The sequence below is a fragment of the Streptomyces xylophagus genome, from assembly GCF_000716435.1.
GTDB lineage: Bacteria > Actinomycetota > Actinomycetes > Streptomycetales > Streptomycetaceae > Streptomyces > Streptomyces xylophagus.
In genome coordinates this window covers 150,440-169,760 of record NZ_JNWO01000002.1, presented here as the reverse complement: position 1 = coordinate 169,760, position 19,321 = coordinate 150,440, and the positions used below count along the sequence as shown (strand labels likewise).

The following is a 19,321-nucleotide window of genomic DNA, read 5'->3' as shown; positions in this document are numbered from 1 at the left end:
CCCGGCGGAGGGGCCGTGGGCGGGCGTGCCACGATGATCGGAACACGCCGTGCCGGGCCGGCAGTCGGCCCGGCGCCGATCCGCTGGGAGGCACCCCCGCCATGACCGCCGTACAGGGCACAGCCGTGGACATCACCACCGAGGACGGCATCGCCGACGCCTACTGGGTGCATCCCGGCGACGAGCGCCCCCGTCCGGCCGTGCTGCTCTACCAGGACGCCTTCGGGCTCCGTCCCCACCTGAAGTCGATGGCCGACCGGCTGGCCGAGGCCGGTTACGCGGTCCTCGTGCCGAACGTGTTCTACCGGCAGGGGCGCGCGCCGGTGGTCGAGCTGCCCGAGTTCATCGATCACGACGGGCGTCCGGAGATCTTCGAGAAGGTCGGCCCGCTGATCATGGGGCTGGCCCGGCACCCCGAGCTGGTCGAGCGGGACGCCGGTGCCTATCTGCGCTGGCTTGCCGACTCCCCGCTGGTCGTCGACGGGCCGGTCGCGATCACCGGGTACTGCATGGGCGCCCGGCTGGCGCTGTACACCGCCGGTGCCTACCCGGACCGGGTGGCGGCAGCGGCCGGTTTCCACGGCGGGCGCCTCGCCACCGACGACCCCCACAGCCCGCACCTGGCCGCCGAACACATCACCGCCGAGCTCTACTTCGGCCATGCCGACCAGGACCCCTCGCTGCCCGAGGAGCAGATCAAGCGGTTCGAGGACGCGCTCACCGCGGCGGGCGTCCGGCACCGCTGCGAGGTCTATCCAGGCGCCCGGCACGGCTACACACAGGCCGACACCTCGTCGTACAACGCCGAGGCCGACGCGCGTCACTGGGGCGCGCTGCTCGACCTGCTGGAGCGCACGTTCTGATCGACAGACCGCTTTCACTGATTCAACGCGGGTGCCCACGACGTGAGTTGTCGTGGGCACCTTTCGTTCAACTCATTGACATGCCCGCGCCTCGGCGGGACTCTGAGAGCGCTCTCACATAGGTACGGACCAATTTCTCGTACACCCCCCACACGGAGGTGAGTAGTGCTCGCCAGACTCCTGCGCCGACTGGGCGCCGCGACCGCGGTGGCCACCATGCTCGCGCTGGCCACACCGCTGACGGCGGACGCCGCGGTGCCCGCCACGATCCCGCTGAAGATCACCAACAACTCGGCCCGCGGCGACGCGGTCTACATCTACAACCTGGGCACCAACCTCTCGACCGGCCAGCAGGGTTGGGCGGACGCCAACGGCACGTTCCACGCCTGGCCCGCCGGGGGCAACCCGCCCACTCCGGCCCCGGACGCGTCGATCGCGGGCCCGGCGGCCGGGCAGTCCAGCACCATCCGGATCCCCAAGTTCTCGGGCCGCATCTACTTCTCGTACGGCCAGAAGCTGGTGTTCAAGCTGACCACCGGCGGTCTGGTGCAGCCGGCGGTGCAGAACCCGACCGACCCGAACCGCAACATCCTCTTCAACTGGTCCGAGTACACGCTCAACGACTCCGGGCTGTGGATCAACAGCACCCAGGTGGACATGTTCTCCGTGCCATACGCGGTCGGGGTGCAGCGTGCCGACGGGAGCACGGCCAGCACCGGGCACCTCAAGTCCGGTGGCTACACCGGGTTCTTCAACGCCCTGCGCGGGCAGCCGGGCGGCTGGGCCAACCTGATCCAGACCCGGTCCGACGGAACGGTCCTGCGAGCGCTCTCACCGACGTACGGGATCGAGACGGGCGCTCTGCCGAGCACCGTGATGGACGACTACATCAACCGTGTCTGGTCGAAGTACTCGTCGTCGACGCTGACCGTGACGCCGTTCGCCGACCAGCCGAACACGAAGTACTACGGCCGGGTGTCGGGCAACGTCATGAACTTCACCAACAGCGCCGGGGCGGTCGTCACCACCTTCCAGAAGCCTGACGCGGCCAGCATCTTCGGCTGCTACAAGTACCTCGACGCGCCCAACGACCTTGTGCGCGGGCCGATTTCGCGCACCCTGTGCGCGGGCTACAACCGGTCCACGCTCCTGGTCAACCCCAACCAGCCGGACACCACCACGGCGAACTTCTACCTGGACACGGTGACCAACCACTACGCCCGCAAGATCCACGCGCAGATGGCCGACGGCAAGGCCTACGCGTTCGCGTTCGACGACGTCGGCGCCCAGGAGTCCCTGGTGAACGACGGCAACCCGCAACAGGCCTATCTGACGCTGGACCCGCTCAGCTGAGGACACCGGAACACCCCGCACGCCTGGGGCGCGTGCGGGGTGCCGGACCTACGGACCGATCAGCTGGTCGTGACGGCCGTGTCGTCGATGACGAAGCTGGTCTGGAGCGAGGAGTCCTCGACTCCGCTGAACTTCAGGGCGACCGTGGTGCCCGCGAAGGCCGACAGACTGAAGGACTTCGCGACGTACCCGCTGGCCGCGTTGAGGTTCGAGTACGTGGCGAGCGTGGTCGATCCGGCGGTGACCGTCAGCTTGTCGTAAGCCGTGCTGGTGGTGGTCTCCGCCGTGTCGATGTGGATGTAGAAGGTGAACGTCGTCCCCGTGCAGCCGCTCGGGATCGTCACCGACTGGGACAGCGTGTCGGTGTGCGTCGAGCCGTAACCGTCGAGCCAGGCCTTGTACGAACCGGTACGGGCCGCCTCGCTGCTGGAGTTGGTGATGACCCCGCTGCTCGCGGTCCAGGTCGTATTACCCGACTCGAAGCCCGCGTTGCCCAGGAGCTGCGTCGAGGTGCAGGTGCCGCCCCCGCCACTGGAACTCACGGTCCAGGTGAAGGACGCGGTGCCGGTCGCCCCGGTGCTGTCGGTGACGGTCACCGTGGTGCTGTAGGTGCCCGCCGTCGTCGGGGTACCGGTGATGGCGCCCGTCGAGCTGCTGATCGACAGGCCGGTCGGCAGTCCGGTCGCGGCGTACGTCAGGGTGCCGCTGTTGGTGCTGCTGGCCGTGATCGCCAGGCTCACCGCGGTGCCGACGGTGGAGGACTGGCTGCCCGGGTTGGTCACCGTGACACCGCTGGTCGGCACGGTGATGTGGCTGCCGACGTTGATACCGGCGAAGGCGTTGCCGACTCCCGCGTACTGCGCGGAACTTGTGCCGTACAGCGCTCCGGCGGCACTGAGCGCGGCGGTGCGGGCTCCGGCGTAGTTGGTACTCGACGTCATGTACGTCGTCAGCGCCTTGTACCAGATCTGCAGGGCGGCGGCCCGGCCGATGCCGGCGACGGCCACTCCGTCGGAGGTCGGGCTGTTGTAGGTGACGCCGTTGATGGTCTTGCTGCCGCTGCCCTCGGACAGCAGGTAGAACATGTGGTTCGCGGGGCCCGAGGAGTAGTGGACGTCCAGGTTGCCGACGCCGGAGTACCACGAATCCGCCGAGGAGCCGTCCTTGTCGGGCTCGTCCATGTAGCGCAGCGGGGTGCCGTCGCCGTTGATGTCGATCTTCTCGCCAATGAGGTAGTCACCGACGTCGGTCGAGTTGTTGGCGTAGAACTCCACGCCGGTGCCGAAGATGTCGGAGGTCGCCTCGTTGAGGCCGCCGGACTCACCGGTGTAGTCCAGGCCCGCGGTGTTCGAGGTGACGCCGTGGCTCATCTCGTGGCCCGCCACGTCCAGCGAGGTCAGCGCGTGGGTGCTGCTGGTGCCGTCGCCGTACGTCATGCAGAAGCAGTCGTCGTCCCAGAAGGCGTTGACGTACGCCGTGCTGTAGTGGACGCGCGAGTAGGCGGCGACGCCGTCGTTCTTGATGCCGCTGCGGCCGAAGGTGTTCTTGTAGAAGTCCCAGGTGGTCTGGGCGCCGAAGTGGGCGTCGACACCGGCGGTCTGGGTGTTGGAGCCGGAGCCGGTGCCCCACGTGTCGTCGGTGTCGGTCATCAGGGTGCCGGTGCCCGACGTGCCGTTGCTGAGGCTGTACGTCTTGTGGCCGCCGCGCGTGGTGTCGTACAGCTGGTACGTCGAGCCCGACAGGTTGGTGGTGATGCTGACGGTGCCGCTGTACTGGCTGTTGCCGGTACCGGTCTCGACGCCCTCGAACTGGGAGAGCTTCTCGCCGGTGAGGGCGTCGGTGATGACGTGCAGCTTGCTCGGCGTGCCGTCGTCCTGCAGGCCGGTGACCACGGTCTCCCAGGCCAGGACGGGCTTGCCGGTGCCGGCCCAGATCACCTTGCGCGCCTTCTCGGCGGCGGGGTTGACCGCGTCGAGGGCCTTGGCGGCGCTGAGCGCCTTGCCCTGAGCGGAGGTCGCGGCGAGCTTCGGGGTGGTCGAGGCGACCGTGATGGTGTGCTTGTTGTTGAAGGTCGTGCCGAGGGTTCCCGTGCCGGAGGCCGGGGTGTGCACGACGAGGTCGCCACCCAGGACGGGCAGGCCCGCGTAGGTGCGCTCGTAACGGGTGTGCAGCGTCCCGTCGTTGTCCTTGACGACGTCCTTGACGACCAGCTTCTCCTTGGCGCCGAGGCCGAGGGTGTGGGCGGTCGACGTGGTCTTCTGCGTGGCGCTCTTCACCAGGGCGGAGTGCTGGGCCGGGGTGAGCTTCGCCTCCAGGCTGCCGGTGAGCAGGGGGCTGGGGTGGGGGGAGGCGGGCTTCGCTGTCGCGGGCACCGACTGGATGCCGACGGCCAGGAAAGCGGCGGTGGAGACCAGGGCTCCAACCGCCATCCGCTTGCGGGGGATGCGTCTCACTCTTACTCCTACTGCGACGACCGCGAACGCGGCCGGTGACAGACCGGGCAGCCGGGTCTGCTGTCCGGGAAGAGCTGAGCTGTGCGGGGCGTACGGAACTTTGACCAATCCGTGGAGGATTCGTGGGGGTGGCTGCGTGGAGGATGACAGCGTTGACCCGTCCATGTCACCCAGGTCAGGGCCACTCAAGGGTTTTCCCTCTGTCAGGGATTTCGCTACAAGTTCCGAAATTATTCGTGACGGCTGAGCCACGCCGGCGAAACAGACCCTTCCTAACGTCGCAGTCAGCCACAGAGGTCCCATCAGCCGCATTACGGCCGTCGGACCGATAACGCTGCTTTCCCCGAAAATCCCGGAACTCCGAAAATGGCGGAGCTCCGGAATCCCCCCACTGTCCTCAGCGCCCATTGAGACAGGAGCTCCGAGTGTCCAATCCCTCCCGCCGCGGCGTCCTCAGACTGTCCGCCGGCACCGCCCTCCTCGGCAGCCTCGCCCTCGCGGGCTGTGGGCGCGGCGACAACGCCACCGCCTCCGCGAAGGCCTCCGCCAAGTCGATCGACGACAAGCCGGCCACCGGCACCGTCGACGTCTGGGCCGCACAGGGCGACGCCGACGTGCTCACCAAGGTGATCGCGCCCTTCAAGTCCGCGAACCCGGACGTCACCGTGAAGGTCACGCTGATACCGAACGCCGAGTACTACACGAAGCTCCAGGCGGCGATCGCGGCGGGCAAGGGCCCGGACGTGGCCCAGTTCTTCCCCGAGTCGCAGGCGCAGTTCCTCGACCCGTCGATCCTCCAGCCGGTACCGGACGGGCTCGTCGACTCCGGCACCTTCTTCAAGAGCCTGTGGGATGCGGGTGTGGTCAAGGACGTGGCCTACACGGTGCCCTGGTACGCGTACACGTACGCCCTCGTCTACCGCGCCGACCTCGCCAAGAAGGCGGGCGTCAAGGCGCCCACGACCTGGGCCGGGATGGTGCCGTTCTTCAAGGCGCTGGAGGGTGCCGGTGCCGTGCGCGGGCTCGGGGCGGACAACGGCTGGGACATCTTCAACGGCCAGGACGTGGCGATGTACGCCTGGCAGGCGGGCGGCAACCTGCTCTCGTCCAGCGGCAGTTGGACCCTCGACACACCGGCGATGGTCGACGCCCTCAAGTACAACGCGTCGTTCTTCACCTCGGGTTCCGCCGACACCGCGACCCCCACCTTCCTCGACGCCCAGCCGTACTTCGTGTCCGGCAAGACGGCCACGATGATCACCGGCCCCTGGGTGATAGGGCAGTTGGACACCGCCGCGAAGAAGACCGGCTGGACGGCGGCCCACGTCGCCACGGCACCCCTGCCGGCCGGCTCCTCGGGCAGCACCTCGTTCTCCGCCGGCGGCACCTGGGGAGTCCTCTCGGACAGCGGGAACACGGACGCGTCGTGGAAGCTCGTCCGGTACGTCTCGAAGCCGAGCACGCAGGTCGCGCAGTACTCGGCGTACGGCTCGCTGCCCTCGGTGATCTCCGCCTGGGACGACCAGGCCATCAAGGGACAGCCGCTCCTCGACGCCTTCCTCACCCAGCTGAAGAACACCAAGGCCTTTCCCCAGGTGGGCAGTTGGCAGCAGGTCGCCACCCGGCTGGGCAAGGAGGTGGAGGCGGTGGCCAAGGGCACCCAGACCGCCGAGAAGGCCGCCGCGAGCATCCAGGCGTACGCCAAGAGTCTCGGCACGGGCGCGGAGTGAGCGGCGGATGACCACCACGCTCGTCCCGGGGGCGCGCAGCAAGGGGCGTCGCTCCCGTCACACGGCGGTCGCCTGGCTGTTCCTCGCGCCGTTCGCCGCCGTGTTCGTCCTCTACACCGCGATCCCCACGGTGGCCGCGCTCGGCTTCAGCCTGACCGACCTGCGCGGCTCCGACCTGCGCCACCCCCTCGCGGTCGACTTCACCGGCCTGGACAACTACCTGCGCCTGTTCCAGGACCCGACCTTCCTGCGGGACATCCTCAACACCGCCGTCTTCGTGGCCGTCGGTGTACCACTGACCATGGCGATCGGTTTCGCGCTCGCCGTGGCACTGAACTCCGGCATCCGGCGGATGCGTGGCGTGTTCCGCACGGTCTTCTTCGCCCCGGTCGTCACCAACATCGTCGCGGTCGCCCTGATCTGGCAGTACGCCTTCAACGCGGGCGGCACCGTCAACAAGGCGCTGGGATACGTCGGCCTCGCCGGACCGAACTGGCTGGACGACCCGCACCTCGCCATGCCCGTGGTGATCCTGCTCGGCGTCTGGCGCAACTTCGGCACGGCGATGGTCCTGTTCCTGGCCGGACTTCAGGCCGTCCCGGAGGACGTGTACGAGGCCGCCGCGCTCGACGGGGCAGGAAAATGGCGGCAGTTGAGGCACATCACCCTGCCGCTCCTGCTGCCCACCACGCTCATGGTGTCGGTGCTGCTGACCGTCTTCTACCTCCAGGTCTTCGACGAGCCCTACCTCCTCACCGACGGCGGCCCGTTGGGGTCGACCGAGTCCGTCTCGCTGTACACCTACCACCAGTTCGGGTCCGGCCAGTTGGGGATGTCCTCGGCCGCGTCCTTCGTGATGCTGCTGCTCGTGCTGCTGGTGAGTGTCGTCCAGTTCCGACTGCTGAGGCCCCGCACATGACCGCCGTAGCCGCGTCGCTGAACGACGCCGACCTGACCGCCGCCGAGGACCGAACCGCCGTACGCACACGGTCCGTTGGCCGCCCCCTGCTGTACGGCGCGTTGGTGCTGTGCGCGCTGCTCACGCTGCTGCCGTTCTACTGGGTGGTCAGCGGCTCGCTGCGCGGTCTCGACGAGATCCGCGCCGACCCGGGCGCGTGGGTGCCGCAGCACGTCACGCTCGACAACTTCGTGCGGCTCTTCCGCACCGAGGGCTTCGGACGCTTCCTCACCAACAGTGTCCTGGTCGCCCTCATGGTGGTGATCGGCAACATCGTGGCGGCGTCGGCCGCCGGATACGCCCTCGCCAAGCTCGAATTCGCGGGCAGGCGGCTCGCGTTCGGCGCGGTGATGGCGGCAATGATGGTCCCGTTCACGACGGTGTTCGTCACCCAGTTCGTGATCACCGTCGACATGGGCCTGGCCGACACCCTCACCGGAATCGCGCTGCCCGGTGTGGCGTTGCCGCTGTCGGTGTTCATCATGCGCCAGTACGCGCAGTCGGTGCCCGACGAGTTGCTGGAGGCGGCACGGATCGACGGCGCGGGCGAGTTCCGGATCTTCTTCCGGATCTTCCTTCCACTGGCCGGTCCAGCAGTGGCTACGATCACGATCATGTCGTTCCTGACCTCGTGGAACAACTTCATCTGGCCGCTCATCGTCGCCCAGAGCACGTCGAGTTACACCCTGCCGGTCGGCCTCGCCGCCACCAGCCAGGCGGCCCAGCACGTCACCGACTACGGCCTGGTCCTCGCCGGCGCGCTCGTCGTGATGCTGCCGGTCCTCGTGCTCTTCCTGTTCCTGCAGCGGTACTTCGTGCAGGGCATCGCCGGATCGGGAATGCGGTGACCCCCATGACCGAGATCGTGCAGGCTCCCGCGGGCCCGATCGTCGGCCGTCGCACCGGCGCGGTACGCCGCTTCCTCGGCATCCCGTACGCCGAACCACCCACCGGCGTAAGGCGGTTCGCAGCCCCGGTCCCCCGCGCCCGGTTCACCGAGCCCTACGACGCCTCCCGCCACGGCCCGACCTCACAGCGCGTTCCGCTGTTCGTCACGACCACCATCCCGGAGCCGTCGATCCCCGGGGACGACTTCCTCAACCTCGGCGTCGTCGCACCCCTCGCGGACGACGAGCGTGCGCCCTTCCCCGTGCTGGTCTGGATCCACGGCGGCGGCTTCCTCGCCGGCAGCCCGGCCAGTCCCTGGTACGACGGCCGCGCCTTCGCCCGTGACGGGGTCGTCTGCGTAACGGTCGGGTACCGGCTCGGCGTCGACGGATTCGCCGTACTGGACGACATGCCGACGAACCTCGCGCTGCGCGACATCCTGCTCGCGCTCGACTGGGTGCGGGAGAACATCGCCGCGTTCGGCGGTGACCCGGAGCGGGTCACGCTCGCCGGTCAGTCGGCAGGGGGCGCGGCAGTGCTCGCGCTGCTCTCCTCCCCCGCCGGTGCGGGCCGTTTCCAGCGGGCGGTGAGCATGTCAGGGGCCTTCCTCGGCGTGGGTGAGGACGCGGTGCGGGGCTATCTGGGGCGACTTGGTGAGCGGCTCGGGGTGACACCGACCCTGGACGGATTTGCCAGTTGCTCCGTTGAGCGGCTCCAGCAAGCCGTCCTCGATCTCCGTGACAGCGATCGGCCTCCGCTCGGCCCGGTTGTCGGCGACGACCTCCTGCCGGCGCCCGTCGCCGAGGGGCTCGCCCGGCACGGCCACGACGTACCGCTGCTACTCGGTGCGACCGGCGACGAGTTCGACGGCGATGCGGCCGCTGCGGACCCTGTCGCGAACGCCACCGCCAGGGCTGCCGGCACCCGTGTGACGGACACCTTGTTCCGCGCCGCCTGCCCGCGCACGGCGGCAGCCCGCCGCGATGCAGGTGCCGGGACCTGGCTGTACTCCTTCGAGTGGCCTCTGGACGGCGCCACGCACTGCCTGGACATCCCGTTCTTCTTCGACGTCCTCGACGCGCCGGGTGTCCCCGAGGCGCTCGGCCCCAACCCGCCTGCGGAGCTGGCCACTTGGATGCATGCGGATCTGATTGGGTTCGTGCACGGCGAGGAGGCCGGCTGGACAAGGGCGACCGGCGCGCTCGGCGATCCGGCCCGCGAGTACGGCCGCCCCGGAGCGACCCCGGTGGCCGACACCACCGGCGTGTTCGATCCCGTCGTACGGGGCAAGTCCGAGGAGGTGAAGGGGTGTTGATGTCGGGGATGAACCAGAGCGCCGTGCGGCGCGTCAACACCTCGGTCATCCTGCGCGCGCTCGCGGTGTCGGCGGGACCGACGACACTGACCGCGCTCGCCGAACGGGCCGGTCTGTCCCGCCGTACGATCGAGCTGATCCTGGACTCGCTCGTCGAGGCGGGCTGGGTGGCCGAGTTGGAGCGGATACCGACCAGCGGCAGTGCCGGACGTCCCGCCCGACGGTACGAACTGCGCGCGGAACACGCCCTGTTGGCGGCGGTGTACATCAACACCGCGGACGCCTCCGCGGTCATCGCCGACGTACGCGGCCGGATCGTCGGCCGGGCACACCGTCCGCTGCGCGCCTACCAGGACCCCGAGACCACGCTCGACGACGCGGCGTCCCTCGTACGGGAGGCACTCGACGACGCGGGCGGCTCGCCGGAGCGGCTGCGCGCCGGTGCGGTGGCGGCCGGTGGCGCCATCGACGACGAGGGTGTCGTGCGCCGCCTGGTGCACACCACGCGCTGGGAGGGCGTGCATCTCCCGGCCCAGCTGGGGCGGCGGATCCGGATGCCCTGGTTCGCGGACAACGACACCAACCTCGGTGCCCTGGCGGAGCGTTGGCGGGGTGTGGCCGCTGACCACGACAACGTCGTATGGGCGCATCTCGGCAACCGGACCGGCCTCGGCATCCTCATACGGGGCGCCGTGCACCGGGGGCTGGACGGCGCCGCGGGCGAGATCGTCGAGGCCCACTCGATCCCGACCGACACGATCGCCGACCGCCCTGTGGCGTTGCTGAGCTCACCGGAACCGGCCCAACGGAAGGTGGCTCTGAAACGCTTCGACGCGGCCCGCGCCGGGAACGCGGAAGCGCTCGCCGAGGTCGACGAGTTCGTCGAGAACATCACCTCGATCCTCACCACCCTGTCGTGGACGGTCGCGCCCTCACTCATCGTGCTCGGCGGCGGTCTGGAGGACGCGGCCGATGTGCTGCTCCCCCGGGTGCGCGAGGCCATGCGCGTCGCCCGCACCCCCGCGATCGAACTGCGCGCCACCGGCCTGGGCCGCGACGCCGCCCTGATCGGCGCCGTGAAGCTGGCGCTCGACCGCATGGACACCGAGTTGTTCGGACCGCTGGTCCCCAGCGCGTAACTCCCCCCACACCAACCGACTTTGGAGTCTTCCTGTGACCGACACCCCGCACACCGACGTCCTCATCGTGGGCAGCGGCATCATGGGTTCCGTCGTGGCCCGGCTGCTGCGTGAGAGCGATCCGGGGCTGGGCATCACGATGGTCGACGGCGGCAGCGCGATCGGTGAGGCACCCGGACTGCATCTGCACGACGTCGCCGACCCGGCCCTCTGGTCGCGCTACAACGAACAGGTCGACAGCGGCATCCAGGCCATGTACACCGGCGCCGAGGTGGTGCGCGAGGTCCCCGACCGCCTCGCCGACCTGACACCCGGCATGTTCCACGCCCTGGCCTTCGGCGAGGACGCCGAGGCGATGCCCGCGACGGCGCTCGCCTGGAACGCGGGCGGCATGGGCGTGCACTGGACCGCCGCGACCCCCTGGCCCGCCGGAGACGAGGTCTTCGACTTCGGCGACCCGGCCGGCTGGGCGGCCGACCTGGACACCGCGCGCCGCGTGCTGGCGGTCACCCCCTCCCCCATCGGCCCGACCGAGGTCGGCCGGACCGTACTCGACGTACTGCGCCGCCGCTACGACGACACCGCACCCGCAGATCGACGCCCGCAGCCGATGCCCATGGCCGTCACGGCCACGGCCTCCGGCCCGATGCCGCGCACCGCGCCGGGGACGATCTTCCCTGCGCTCGCGGCGGGCGGCGACCCGGCGTTCACCCTGCTGACGGGGACGCTCGCCACCCGGTTGCTGGTCACGGAGGGCCGGGTCACCGGCACCCGACTGCGCCGCGTCGCCGACGGCACCGAGTCCGAACTCCACGCGGACACCGTGATCGTGTGCGCCGACGCGCTGCGCACCCCGCAACTGCTGTTCGCCTCGGGCATCCGCCCCGAGGCACTGGGCCGCTACCTCAACGAGCACGCGTTCATCACCGCCCAAGTGCTGCTGGATCTCGACCGGTTCGGCATCGCCCTCGACGAACTGCCGCTCCCCCGCACCGGCGAGTTCAGCACGGACTCGCTGTGGCTGCCGCAGAACGGGGCGGCACAGCCGTTCCACGGCCAGATCATGAACCGGACATACGTCGACGAGAACGGCCGCCCCCTCGCCCACGCCGTGGGCCTGGCGCTGCTCACGCCCGTCGAGTCACGCCCCGAGAACCGCCTGGTCTTCTCGGAGTTGGACACCGACCTCGCCGGACTCCCGCGCATTGGCGTCGAGTTCGACTACTCCGACACCGACCGCGCGCTGATCGACCGGGGACTCACCGAAGTCCGTTCCCTGGCCGAGGAGTTCGGCCCCTTCGACCCCGCGACCGAACTCGCCCTGCTCCCACCCGGCTCGTCCCTCCACCTGACCGGCACTGTCCGCTCCGGCACCGCCGACGACGGAACCAGCGTGTGCGACCCCGACGGCCGGGTGTGGGGCTTCGACAACCTGTACGTCGCCGGCACCGGCGTGATCCCCACCGCGATGGCCGCCAACGTCACCCTGACCGGCGCGGTGACCGCCGTACGAGCCGCCCGGGCCGTCACCACCCGCACCGCGCCGCTCGCGGCACACTGACATGCAGCCCGAACATGAAGGAAGCCCGAACGTGATCGAGATCGCCAAGGAATACCGCGTGGCACTGCCGGCGTGGATCGACGACGAGTTGGCCGACGTATCCGCCGTCGTCCCCGGCCGCGAGGACCGGATGCGCCTCGTGCACCGGCTCGCGGACCGCAACTGGCGGGAGGGCAACGGCGGTCCGTTCGCCGCTCTCGTCGCCGAGCGCGACACCGGCCGGATCGTCTCGGTGGGCGTGAACGTCGTCCTCGCCTCCGGTGTCTCCAGCGCACACGCCGAGGTCGTGGCCCTCGGCCTGGCCCAAACGGCCACCGGCGGCTGGGACTTGGGCGCAACCGGCCTCCCGACCCACGAACTCGTCGTCAACTGGCGCCCCTGCATCCAGTGTTACGGCGCCACCATGTGGTCCGGGGTGCGCAGCCTGGTGGTCGCGGGCGAAGGCCCCGAACTGGAGGAGATCACCACGTTCGACGAAGGCCCGCTCGGCGCGGACTGGGCCGAGCAGTTCGAGGCACGCGGCATCGCGGTCGTAGGAGACGTCCTCCGGGACGAGGCGCTGGCCGTGTTCCGGAACTACCGCAAAGCCGTCGACGAAGCGGACGGCATCGTCGTCTACAACGCCCGTGGCGGCACCGCGTGACCCCGCGCTTCGCCACCGACATCATCACCTTCTACCACCCGGACTTCTGGGGCCTCGCCTCCGCGGACGCGGTACGCGAGTGGGCCTTGGCGAACCCCAAGGACTTCTGGGTCCGGGTCATGGAAGCGCTCGCCGAAGCCGATGTCACAGGCCTCGAACTGACCTTCGCGCCGGGCGACATCGAGTCCGCGCTACGCGCCTTCGGCAGCGCGCCGGCCTTCCGCCGCGAGCTGGCGGCCCGAGGCCTGTCCGTCGTGAGCGCGTTCATCGCCGGGAGCGACTGCCCCGACTGGCGGGACGCCGACAACCTGCCCGCGATCGTCGCCGACGCCGAACGACGCGCGGCCTTCCTCGCCGACGTGGGGGCCGAACTCCTCGTCACGGGACTGCCCATGCGCACGACCTTCGGCACGCGTCCGCCCCTCTTCGTCGACGCCGCCTACATGACCCGCATGGCCGACATCGCCCACGCTGTCGGCGAGGCCGTCTCCCGGCAGGGCGTGCGGCTCGCCTTCCACACGGAGTCCAACAGCACGCTCTGGTACGAGCGGGACATCGACCTCTTCATGTCCTTCACCGACCCGCGCTACGTCTGGCTGTGCCCCGACTCCTGCCACATCGCCCTCGGCGGAGGTGACCCGGTGGCCGTGGCAAGCCGTCACGCACAACGCATCGCCCTCGCCCACTGGAAGGACGCGATCAAGCCCATCGACGTCGAACTCACCGTCGACGAAACGGTCTTCGCCCAGCAGCAGCCCTACATGACCGAACTGGGCACGGGCATCGTCGACTGGAAGGGCTGGGCCGACGCGATGTCCCGCACACCCGGCGCCGACACGGTACTCATCGAACTGGACGAGGCGGCCGATCCGGTTGCCGCGCTGCGGGCGGGGAGAGCGGTGGCGACGGCGGTCGTCGCGTGCCCCTCCCGCTTCGCGGCCACCTCCCCGGCAGAGACTGCCCCCAACACCCGTTAGTCCGGCCGCAGTTCGCTGATACGGTCCGATCATGCCCCGCCTGGTGGATGTCCCTGGGTACATGCGCTTCTGGACCGCCTCCGCCGTCTCGGCATTCGGTTCGCAGATCACAGGGCTCGCGCTGCAGATCCTCACCGCCGTCACGTTGAGCGCCTCCGCCACCGAGGTGGGGCTGGTCAGTGCGGCCCGCTGGGCTCCGTATCTGCTCTTCGGTCTCGTGGCCGGGGTGTTGGTGGACCGTTGTCGGCGCAGGCCGGTCATGGTGGGCATGGATTTCGGCAGGGCCGCCCTGCTGGGTGCGATCCCGCTGCTGTACGCGCTGGACCGGCTGAGCATCGCCGCACTGTGCGCGTGTGTCTTCGCCTTCGGGGTGCTCTGTCTGTTCTTCGACGCGGCCAACCACTCCTACGTGCCCCAGCTCGTCCCCAAGGATCTCCTCAACGCGGGCTATGCCCGGGTGGGGCAGGCCGACGCGGCGGCCGGGTCGACCGGGCCGCTGATCGCCGGGGTGCTGATCAAGCTCGTCGGCGCGCCGCTCGCCGTGCTCGTCGACGCCGTCAGCTATCTGGTGTCCGGCCTGCTGCTCACCTCGGTGAAGGCCCCCGATCCGGTTCCCGACCGTGGCGCGCGGCGCGGTCTCGTCCGCGAGCTGCGTGAGGGCGTGGCCTGGGTCTACCGCCATCGGACCTTGGCGTCCATCGCGCTGACCTCGCACCTGATGCTGCTCTTCAACACCGTCGTGAGCACGGTCTACGTGGTCTTCGCGCTGCGTGAGTTGAAGATCGGGGACTTCGGGCTGGGCGTGTCCTATGCCTGCGCGGGGCTCGGTGGTGTGCTCGGCGGCGCGTTCTCCGGGCGGGTGGCGCGGAGGTTCGACGTCGGTGCCACCTTGATCGCCGGCCGTCTCGTCGCCGCCGTCGGCTGGCTGCCGCTGGTTCTCGCCCAGCGCGGTCCGTGGGCCCTGGTGTCGGTGTCGCTGGCCTTCTTCGTGGTCTCCTGCGCCATCTCGCTCGAGAGCCCCGTCGAGATGAGCTATCGGCAGGCGGTCACGCCCGACCGGCTGCGGGGGCGGATGAACGCCACGATCCGCTCGTTCAACTGGGGGATGGTGGCGGTCGGGGCACCCCTGGGCGGGCTCCTCGCCGACCGGGTCGGCTATCGGTTCGCCTTGTGGGTGGGCCTGTCCGGAGCGGTCCTCCAAGCTCTCCTGCTCGCCGTGTCCCGCACCCGGGACGCCCGCGACACCGATGAGTTCGAGCCACTCGTGCTTGCCTGAGCGGGGCCCTGTCATCACCCCGCACAGCAGCACAAGTCCATCGATCGCCAGCGCACACGGCGGCTTCAGAGGTGCGGCCGGCGGTCCCCCACGACGGACAGGAGCTGGAGCTTCTCGTGGCTCTCGGTGCCGGGTGTGGCGGTGTAGACGAGGAGGGCCTGTGCCTGGTCGGTGTCGTAGAGGATCTGGCACTGGAGGTCGAGGGTGCCGAGGTCGGGGTGGATGATGCGTTTGCGGTCGTCGGGCCTGCGGAGCGAGATCTCGTGGTCGCTCCAGAGGGCGGCGAACTCCTCGCTCTCCGCCAGGAGCGCCTCGACGGTCTCGCGCACCCGGGAGTGGGCGCCCTGCCGGGAGTAGACGGCGCGGACGTCTGAGGTGAAGACGCGGCTGTTGAGCGAGTGGTCGGCCTCGGGGTAGATCCGTCGGGCACGGGGGTCGGTGAACCAGCGGTAGACGAAGCTGCGTCTGAGGCCGGTGAACTCGGTCTCGTTGCCGACCAGCGCGACCGCGAGACGGGTCTGCACCAGGGTCTCGCCCAGGCCGTTGACGACCTGGGCGGGGGTGTCGGTCAGGCGGTCCAGGATGCGCATGATGCCGGGGTTGACGTGGTCGGTGCCGAGACCGCGGCTGGGTGTGTTGTGGCCGGCCATCCGGAACAGGTGGTCGCGTTCGTCCAGCGTCAGGTGCAGTCCGCGGGCGAGGGCGCCGAGCATGGCCTCGGACGGCAGGGGGCCGCGCTGTTGCTCGATGCGTGCGTAGTAGTCGGCGGAGATTCCGCAGAGGAGGGCGATCTCCTCGCGCCTTAGGCCCCGGGTGCGTCGGCGCGGCCCGCGGGGCAGGCCGACGTCCTCGGGTTGCAGTGCCTCGCGCCGGGTCCGCAGGAAGTCGGACAGTTGTGCTCGGTCCATGACGTGATTCTTTCTCAGGCGGGGAATCAGGCGGGGACGCGGACGCCGGTCAGTTCCTCGGACAGGTCCCAGATCCGCCGGGCGTCGGCTTCGCCGCGGGCGTTCTTGTAGATGTCCTGTTCGGCGGGGGCGCCGCTGAGGTGCCGGAAGCCTCCGGGGCCGTAGAACGCGCCGCCCCGCGCGGCCGGGTTCGTCGCCGCGTACAGCGCGGGCATCCCAACTGTGCGCTACGGCGGTCGAGTTCGAGGGCGAAGAGCATCAGCGCGATCTTGGACTGGCTGTAGGCGCGAGCGGGTCTGTACGTCCGGCGCCACTGCGGGTCGTCCCAGTTGATACTGCCCATGTTCGCCGACATGCTCGTCTGGGAGGTCACCCGGCCGCCTCCATGATCCCGGCGTTGTTCACCAGGAAGTGGACGGGCCGCCCTTCCGCGATCAGGGTCGCGGCGAGGGCCTCCACGGAGTCCAGTGAGGACAGGTCGAGTTCGCGGGTGGAGACTCGTGAGCCCGGCTGGGCGGCCTTGATACGGCCGACGGCGTCCCCTCCCTTGGCCAAGTTGCGCACCGGCAGGATCACTTCGGCTCCGGCCGCGACGAGACGGCCGGCGAGCCTGAACCCGAACCCGATCCCGTCGCTGCCGCCGGTGACCACGGCGAGCTTCCCGGTCAGGTCGGGATCGGTCGGTGCGGACTTCGCCATGAGGGGTCGCTCCTGGGGTGGGGCCGCGTGGCGGCAGAGGACGAGGGTGCACGAGACAGGCGTAGGAAAAAGTCGTAGGAGAAAGGCGTACGACGGGCAGGTGCGGGGCGCGGCGCGCTGCTGCCGCGGCGGGTCGGCGTCGAGCGGGCCGTCGACCCCCGCGGAGCGTTACAGCAGTGCCCCGCCCGAAGCCTCGATGCGCTGCGCAGTGATCCAGCCAGTGCCCGGTGCGAGCAGCGCGGCGATCACGCCGCCGATGTCCTCGGGGGTGCCGACCCGCCCGAGCGCGGTGTGGCCGGTGAGCTGGGCGCGGAGCTGCTGGTCGTCGCGGATCACGCCGCCGCCGAAGTCGGTGGCGGTCGCGCCCGGGGCGACCGCGTTGACGCTGATGCCGCGCCCGCCGAGTTCCTTGGCCAGGTACCGGCTGTAGGTCTCGATGGCGGTCTTGGCCGAGGCGTACACCGACCAGCCCTCGTGGACGAACCGGGTCAGGCCGGTCGACACGTTCACGATCCGGCCGCCGTCGGCGAGGACCGGCAGCAGCGTCTGGGTCAGGAAGAACACGCCCTTGAAGTGGACGTTCACCATGAGGTCGAAGGCCTCGACGGTCGTCTCGCCCAGGGGCGTGAGGGCGGCGACACCGGCGTTGTTGACCAGAAAGTCGAAGCTGTCCCGGTCCCACGTCGCGCTCAGGGTGTCCCGGACGGTCGCGGCGAAGTCGGGGAAGGTGTCGAACGCGGTGGTGTCCAGTTCCAGTGCCACCGCCTTGCGGCCCAGCGCGGTGACCGCGTCCACGACCGCCGCGGCCTCGTCCTTGTTGGACCGGTAGGTCACGATGACGTCGGTGCCCGCCTCGGCGAGCCGGAGGGCGGTGGCCCGGCCCAGGCCACGGTTCCCGCCGGTGATCAGGGCGATGGTGTGTCGGCTCATGTCGGTCTCCTCGGATACGGGTGGCGGGTCGTCGTGCGCGGTGCACGAGCGGTGACCCCGCCACCGCCCACGATTCCGGCGGCGCCCCGGCGGATGAAGGCACAACCGATCCAGGGACAACCGATCCCTGTCTGGCGTGCTCCGGCACCCTCCGGCACGAAATGCGGCTTCCGGCACCGAAATGCGGCTTTCGGGAAGGCGGGGGATGCTGGGAGGGCCAACGCACGTCCGAAGGAGGACAGCCATGTCGATCATGGACAAGGTCAAGGGAATGCTGGGCCAGCACTCGGACAAGGCCAAGGAAGGCGTGGACCGCGCGGGAGACATGGTCGACGAACGCACGGGCGGCAAGCACGCCAAGCAGGTCGACATGGCGCAGGACAAGGCCAAGGACTTCATCGACCGTGAGAAGCCCCAGCAGCCGTGACCGCTTCTGTCCCCGTATCACCCTCGATGCGCCCCAAGTGATGACCCGGAAGCAGAGAGTTAACCGACCACTGGTGTGAAAAGGTTGCGCAGCCGGGCCCCGATCCATACATACTCCCCCCACAGGAAGCCAGAACTCTGGGGGGAGTTGGCTCATGCAAGGCACGATCGACGGGTTCCGCTACGGTGCGGTGACTCCGGTGGCGGCCTATCTGATGGCCTGCCTGGGAGGGGCTCTGGGACTGCGCTGCGTGGTGCGGTCCCTGTACAACCAGGAGTCCTGGAAGGCGGGTTGGCTCGCGCTCGGCGCGGCGTCGATCGGCACCGGCATCTGGACCATGCACTTCATCGCGATGATCGGCTTCCAGGTCGAGGAGACCCGGATCGGCTACGACGTCGGCCTCACGGTCTTAAGTCTGGTCGTGGCGATCGTCGTGGTCGGTATCGGCGTGTTCGCCGTGGGCTACCGCGGCGCCACCACCGGCACACTCTCCGCGGCCGGCGTCATCACCGGTCTCGGGGTCGCCGCGATGCACTATCTGGGCATGGCGGCTCTGAAGTTGAACGGCGACATCGAGTACCGCACCAGCACGGTCGCGCTCTCCGTGGTGATCGCGATCGTCGCCGCGACGGCGGCCCTGTGGGCGGCCGTCTCCATCCGGGGCTTCCTGACGAGCCTGGGCGCGAGCCTGGTGATGGGCGTGGCCGTGTCCGGGATGCACTACACGGGCATGGCCGCCGTGAGCGTCCATCTGCACGGCACCGGCGGGGCGTGGGCGGGCGACTCGCCCAACTCCCTTCTGCTTCCCATGCTGTTGGGGCCGATCGTCTTCCTGGTACTGGCCGGGGTCGTCGTGATGTTCGACCCGCTGCTGGTGATGGGCGAGGGCAACTGGGACCGCTCCTTCACCCGCCACCCCGTCGACTCGGACGCCGCCCGTAAGCAGCCCGCGCAGCGCCCCGACTCGCTCTTCGACACGGGGGCCCGCCCGGTGATCGGCCGATCGGCCCCGTACGAGAGCCCGGCCGCCCCGCCCGGCAGCCGCCGCAACCGCGCCCCACGCAGGCGCGCGGCCGTCCCACCACCGGTCAGTCCCCGAAGCGCCTACGACACCCCGACCGCCAATCCCGCACGCGACCGCCGGGGCCCACAGAGGGCCCCACAACGGTCCCAGGAATGGTGACCAACAGCGCGCGCCACG

General features: G+C 69.8%; 16 protein-coding genes and 1 pseudogene. 13 read left to right on the top strand and 4 right to left on the bottom strand.

Features of this window, described 5'->3' with window-relative positions; all coding sequences use genetic code 11:
* The first annotated feature begins 101 nt into the window (after positions 1 to 101).
* Both OO70_RS04260 and OO70_RS04255 read left to right on the top strand, forming a co-directional pair.
* Positions 102 to 863, top strand: a complete 762-nt coding sequence (locus OO70_RS04260; RefSeq protein WP_043664214.1) for a dienelactone hydrolase family protein — start codon at positions 102 to 104, stop codon at positions 861 to 863.
* Positions 864 to 1,028: 165 nt separating this feature from the next.
* Complete coding sequence (locus tag OO70_RS04255; protein WP_043664211.1) at positions 1,029 to 2,216, top strand: glycoside hydrolase family 64 protein; 1,188 nt, start codon at positions 1,029 to 1,031, stop codon at positions 2,214 to 2,216.
* Positions 2,217 to 2,275: 59 nt separating this feature from the next.
* Here the strand turns inward: OO70_RS04255 and OO70_RS04250 are convergent, their stop codons facing one another.
* Positions 2,276 to 4,669 carry a M4 family metallopeptidase gene (locus OO70_RS04250; RefSeq protein ID WP_456113472.1) on the bottom strand — a complete coding sequence of 798 codons (2,394 nt, stop codon included), beginning with the start codon at positions 4,667 to 4,669 and terminating at the stop codon, positions 2,276 to 2,278.
* Positions 4,670 to 5,094: 425 nt separating this feature from the next.
* On the opposite strand from OO70_RS04250, the gene OO70_RS04245 reads away from it, so the two are divergent.
* From OO70_RS04245 to OO70_RS04205, 9 genes are read left to right on the top strand one after another with little or no spacing between them, the layout of a single operon-like run.
* Entirely contained in the window at positions 5,095 to 6,399 is a 1,305-nt protein-coding gene (locus tag OO70_RS04245) for an extracellular solute-binding protein (protein WP_043664204.1), read from the top strand.
* 7 nt (positions 6,400 to 6,406) lie between these two features.
* On the top strand, positions 6,407 to 7,318 hold the full coding sequence (locus OO70_RS04240) for a carbohydrate ABC transporter permease (RefSeq protein WP_043664201.1): 912 nt from the start codon (positions 6,407 to 6,409) through the stop codon (positions 7,316 to 7,318).
* Positions 7,315 to 8,205: a carbohydrate ABC transporter permease gene (locus OO70_RS04235; RefSeq protein ID WP_043664198.1), complete on the top strand. Its 891-nt coding sequence runs from the start codon at positions 7,315 to 7,317 to the stop codon at positions 8,203 to 8,205. Before OO70_RS04240 ends, OO70_RS04235 begins: the two co-directional genes overlap by 4 nt.
* Before the next feature lie 5 nt (positions 8,206 to 8,210).
* Complete coding sequence (locus OO70_RS04230; RefSeq protein WP_043664195.1) at positions 8,211 to 9,560, top strand: carboxylesterase family protein; 1,350 nt, start codon at positions 8,211 to 8,213, stop codon at positions 9,558 to 9,560.
* An 8-nt stretch (positions 9,561 to 9,568) separates the two neighbouring features.
* Positions 9,569 to 10,699: an ROK family transcriptional regulator gene (locus OO70_RS04225; protein WP_199827259.1), complete on the top strand. Its 1,131-nt coding sequence runs from the start codon at positions 9,569 to 9,571 to the stop codon at positions 10,697 to 10,699.
* A gap of 34 nt (positions 10,700 to 10,733) precedes the next feature.
* Positions 10,734 to 12,260, top strand: coding sequence for a GMC oxidoreductase (locus tag OO70_RS04220; protein ID WP_043664191.1), 1,527 nt, complete (start codon positions 10,734 to 10,736; stop codon positions 12,258 to 12,260).
* Positions 12,261 to 12,291: 31 nt separating this feature from the next.
* A complete protein-coding gene (locus tag OO70_RS04215) occupies positions 12,292 to 12,903 on the top strand; it encodes a nucleoside deaminase (protein WP_043664188.1) in 612 nt (203 codons plus the stop codon).
* Entirely contained in the window at positions 12,900 to 13,880 is a 981-nt protein-coding gene (locus OO70_RS04210; RefSeq protein WP_043664185.1) for a sugar phosphate isomerase/epimerase family protein, read from the top strand. The genes OO70_RS04215 and OO70_RS04210 overlap by 4 nt, the downstream gene beginning before the upstream one ends.
* Before the next feature lie 31 nt (positions 13,881 to 13,911).
* Positions 13,912 to 15,156, top strand: a complete 1,245-nt coding sequence (locus OO70_RS04205) for an MFS transporter (RefSeq protein WP_043664182.1) — start codon at positions 13,912 to 13,914, stop codon at positions 15,154 to 15,156.
* A gap of 65 nt (positions 15,157 to 15,221) precedes the next feature.
* Here the strand turns inward: OO70_RS04205 and OO70_RS04200 are convergent, their stop codons facing one another.
* The 3 genes and pseudogenes from OO70_RS04200 to OO70_RS04190 all read right to left on the bottom strand — a co-directional run bounded on the left by OO70_RS04200 (position 15,222) and on the right by OO70_RS04190 (position 17,693).
* Positions 15,222 to 16,064, bottom strand: coding sequence for a helix-turn-helix transcriptional regulator (locus tag OO70_RS04200; protein WP_043664179.1), 843 nt, complete (start codon positions 16,062 to 16,064; stop codon positions 15,222 to 15,224).
* A gap of 26 nt (positions 16,065 to 16,090) precedes the next feature.
* Positions 16,091 to 16,763 (bottom strand): annotated as a pseudogene (locus tag OO70_RS51745) (SDR family NAD(P)-dependent oxidoreductase).
* 168 nt (positions 16,764 to 16,931) lie between these two features.
* On the bottom strand, positions 16,932 to 17,693 hold the full coding sequence (locus tag OO70_RS04190; protein WP_043664176.1) for an SDR family NAD(P)-dependent oxidoreductase: 762 nt from the start codon (positions 17,691 to 17,693) through the stop codon (positions 16,932 to 16,934).
* Between the two features lie 244 nt (positions 17,694 to 17,937).
* Here OO70_RS04190 and OO70_RS04185 point away from each other — a divergent pair, with 244 nt between their 5' ends.
* Both OO70_RS04185 and OO70_RS04180 read left to right on the top strand, forming a co-directional pair.
* Positions 17,938 to 18,120, top strand: coding sequence for an antitoxin (locus OO70_RS04185; RefSeq protein ID WP_043664173.1), 183 nt, complete (start codon positions 17,938 to 17,940; stop codon positions 18,118 to 18,120).
* Positions 18,121 to 18,274: 154 nt separating this feature from the next.
* The gene (locus tag OO70_RS04180) at positions 18,275 to 19,303 is read left to right on the top strand and encodes an MHYT domain-containing protein (RefSeq protein ID WP_043664169.1); all 1,029 of its coding nucleotides are present in this window, start codon (positions 18,275 to 18,277) and stop codon (positions 19,301 to 19,303) included.
* Positions 19,304 to 19,321: the final 18 nt, after the last annotated feature.

Excerpts from the sequence above, each read along its gene's own strand:
- OO70_RS04260 (WP_043664214.1), top strand. The coding sequence starts at position 102 with ATGACCGCCGTACAGGGCACAGCCGTGGACATCACCACCGAGGACGGC.
- OO70_RS04240 (WP_043664201.1), top strand. The coding sequence starts at position 6,407 with ATGACCACCACGCTCGTCCCGGGGGCGCGCAGCAAGGGGCGTCGCTCC.
- OO70_RS04235 (WP_043664198.1), top strand. The coding sequence starts at position 7,315 with ATGACCGCCGTAGCCGCGTCGCTGAACGACGCCGACCTGACCGCCGCC.
- OO70_RS04230 (WP_043664195.1), top strand. The coding sequence starts at position 8,211 with ATGACCGAGATCGTGCAGGCTCCCGCGGGCCCGATCGTCGGCCGTCGC.
- OO70_RS04225 (WP_199827259.1), top strand. The coding sequence starts at position 9,569 with ATGAACCAGAGCGCCGTGCGGCGCGTCAACACCTCGGTCATCCTGCGC.
- OO70_RS04205 (WP_043664182.1), top strand. The coding sequence starts at position 13,912 with ATGCCCCGCCTGGTGGATGTCCCTGGGTACATGCGCTTCTGGACCGCC.
- OO70_RS04200 (WP_043664179.1), bottom strand. The coding sequence starts at position 16,064 with ATGGACCGAGCACAACTGTCCGACTTCCTGCGGACCCGGCGCGAGGCA.
- OO70_RS04190 (WP_043664176.1), bottom strand. The coding sequence starts at position 17,693 with ATGAGCCGACACACCATCGCCCTGATCACCGGCGGGAACCGTGGCCTG.
- OO70_RS04185 (WP_043664173.1), top strand. The coding sequence starts at position 17,938 with ATGTCGATCATGGACAAGGTCAAGGGAATGCTGGGCCAGCACTCGGAC.
- OO70_RS04180 (WP_043664169.1), top strand. The coding sequence starts at position 18,275 with ATGCAAGGCACGATCGACGGGTTCCGCTACGGTGCGGTGACTCCGGTG.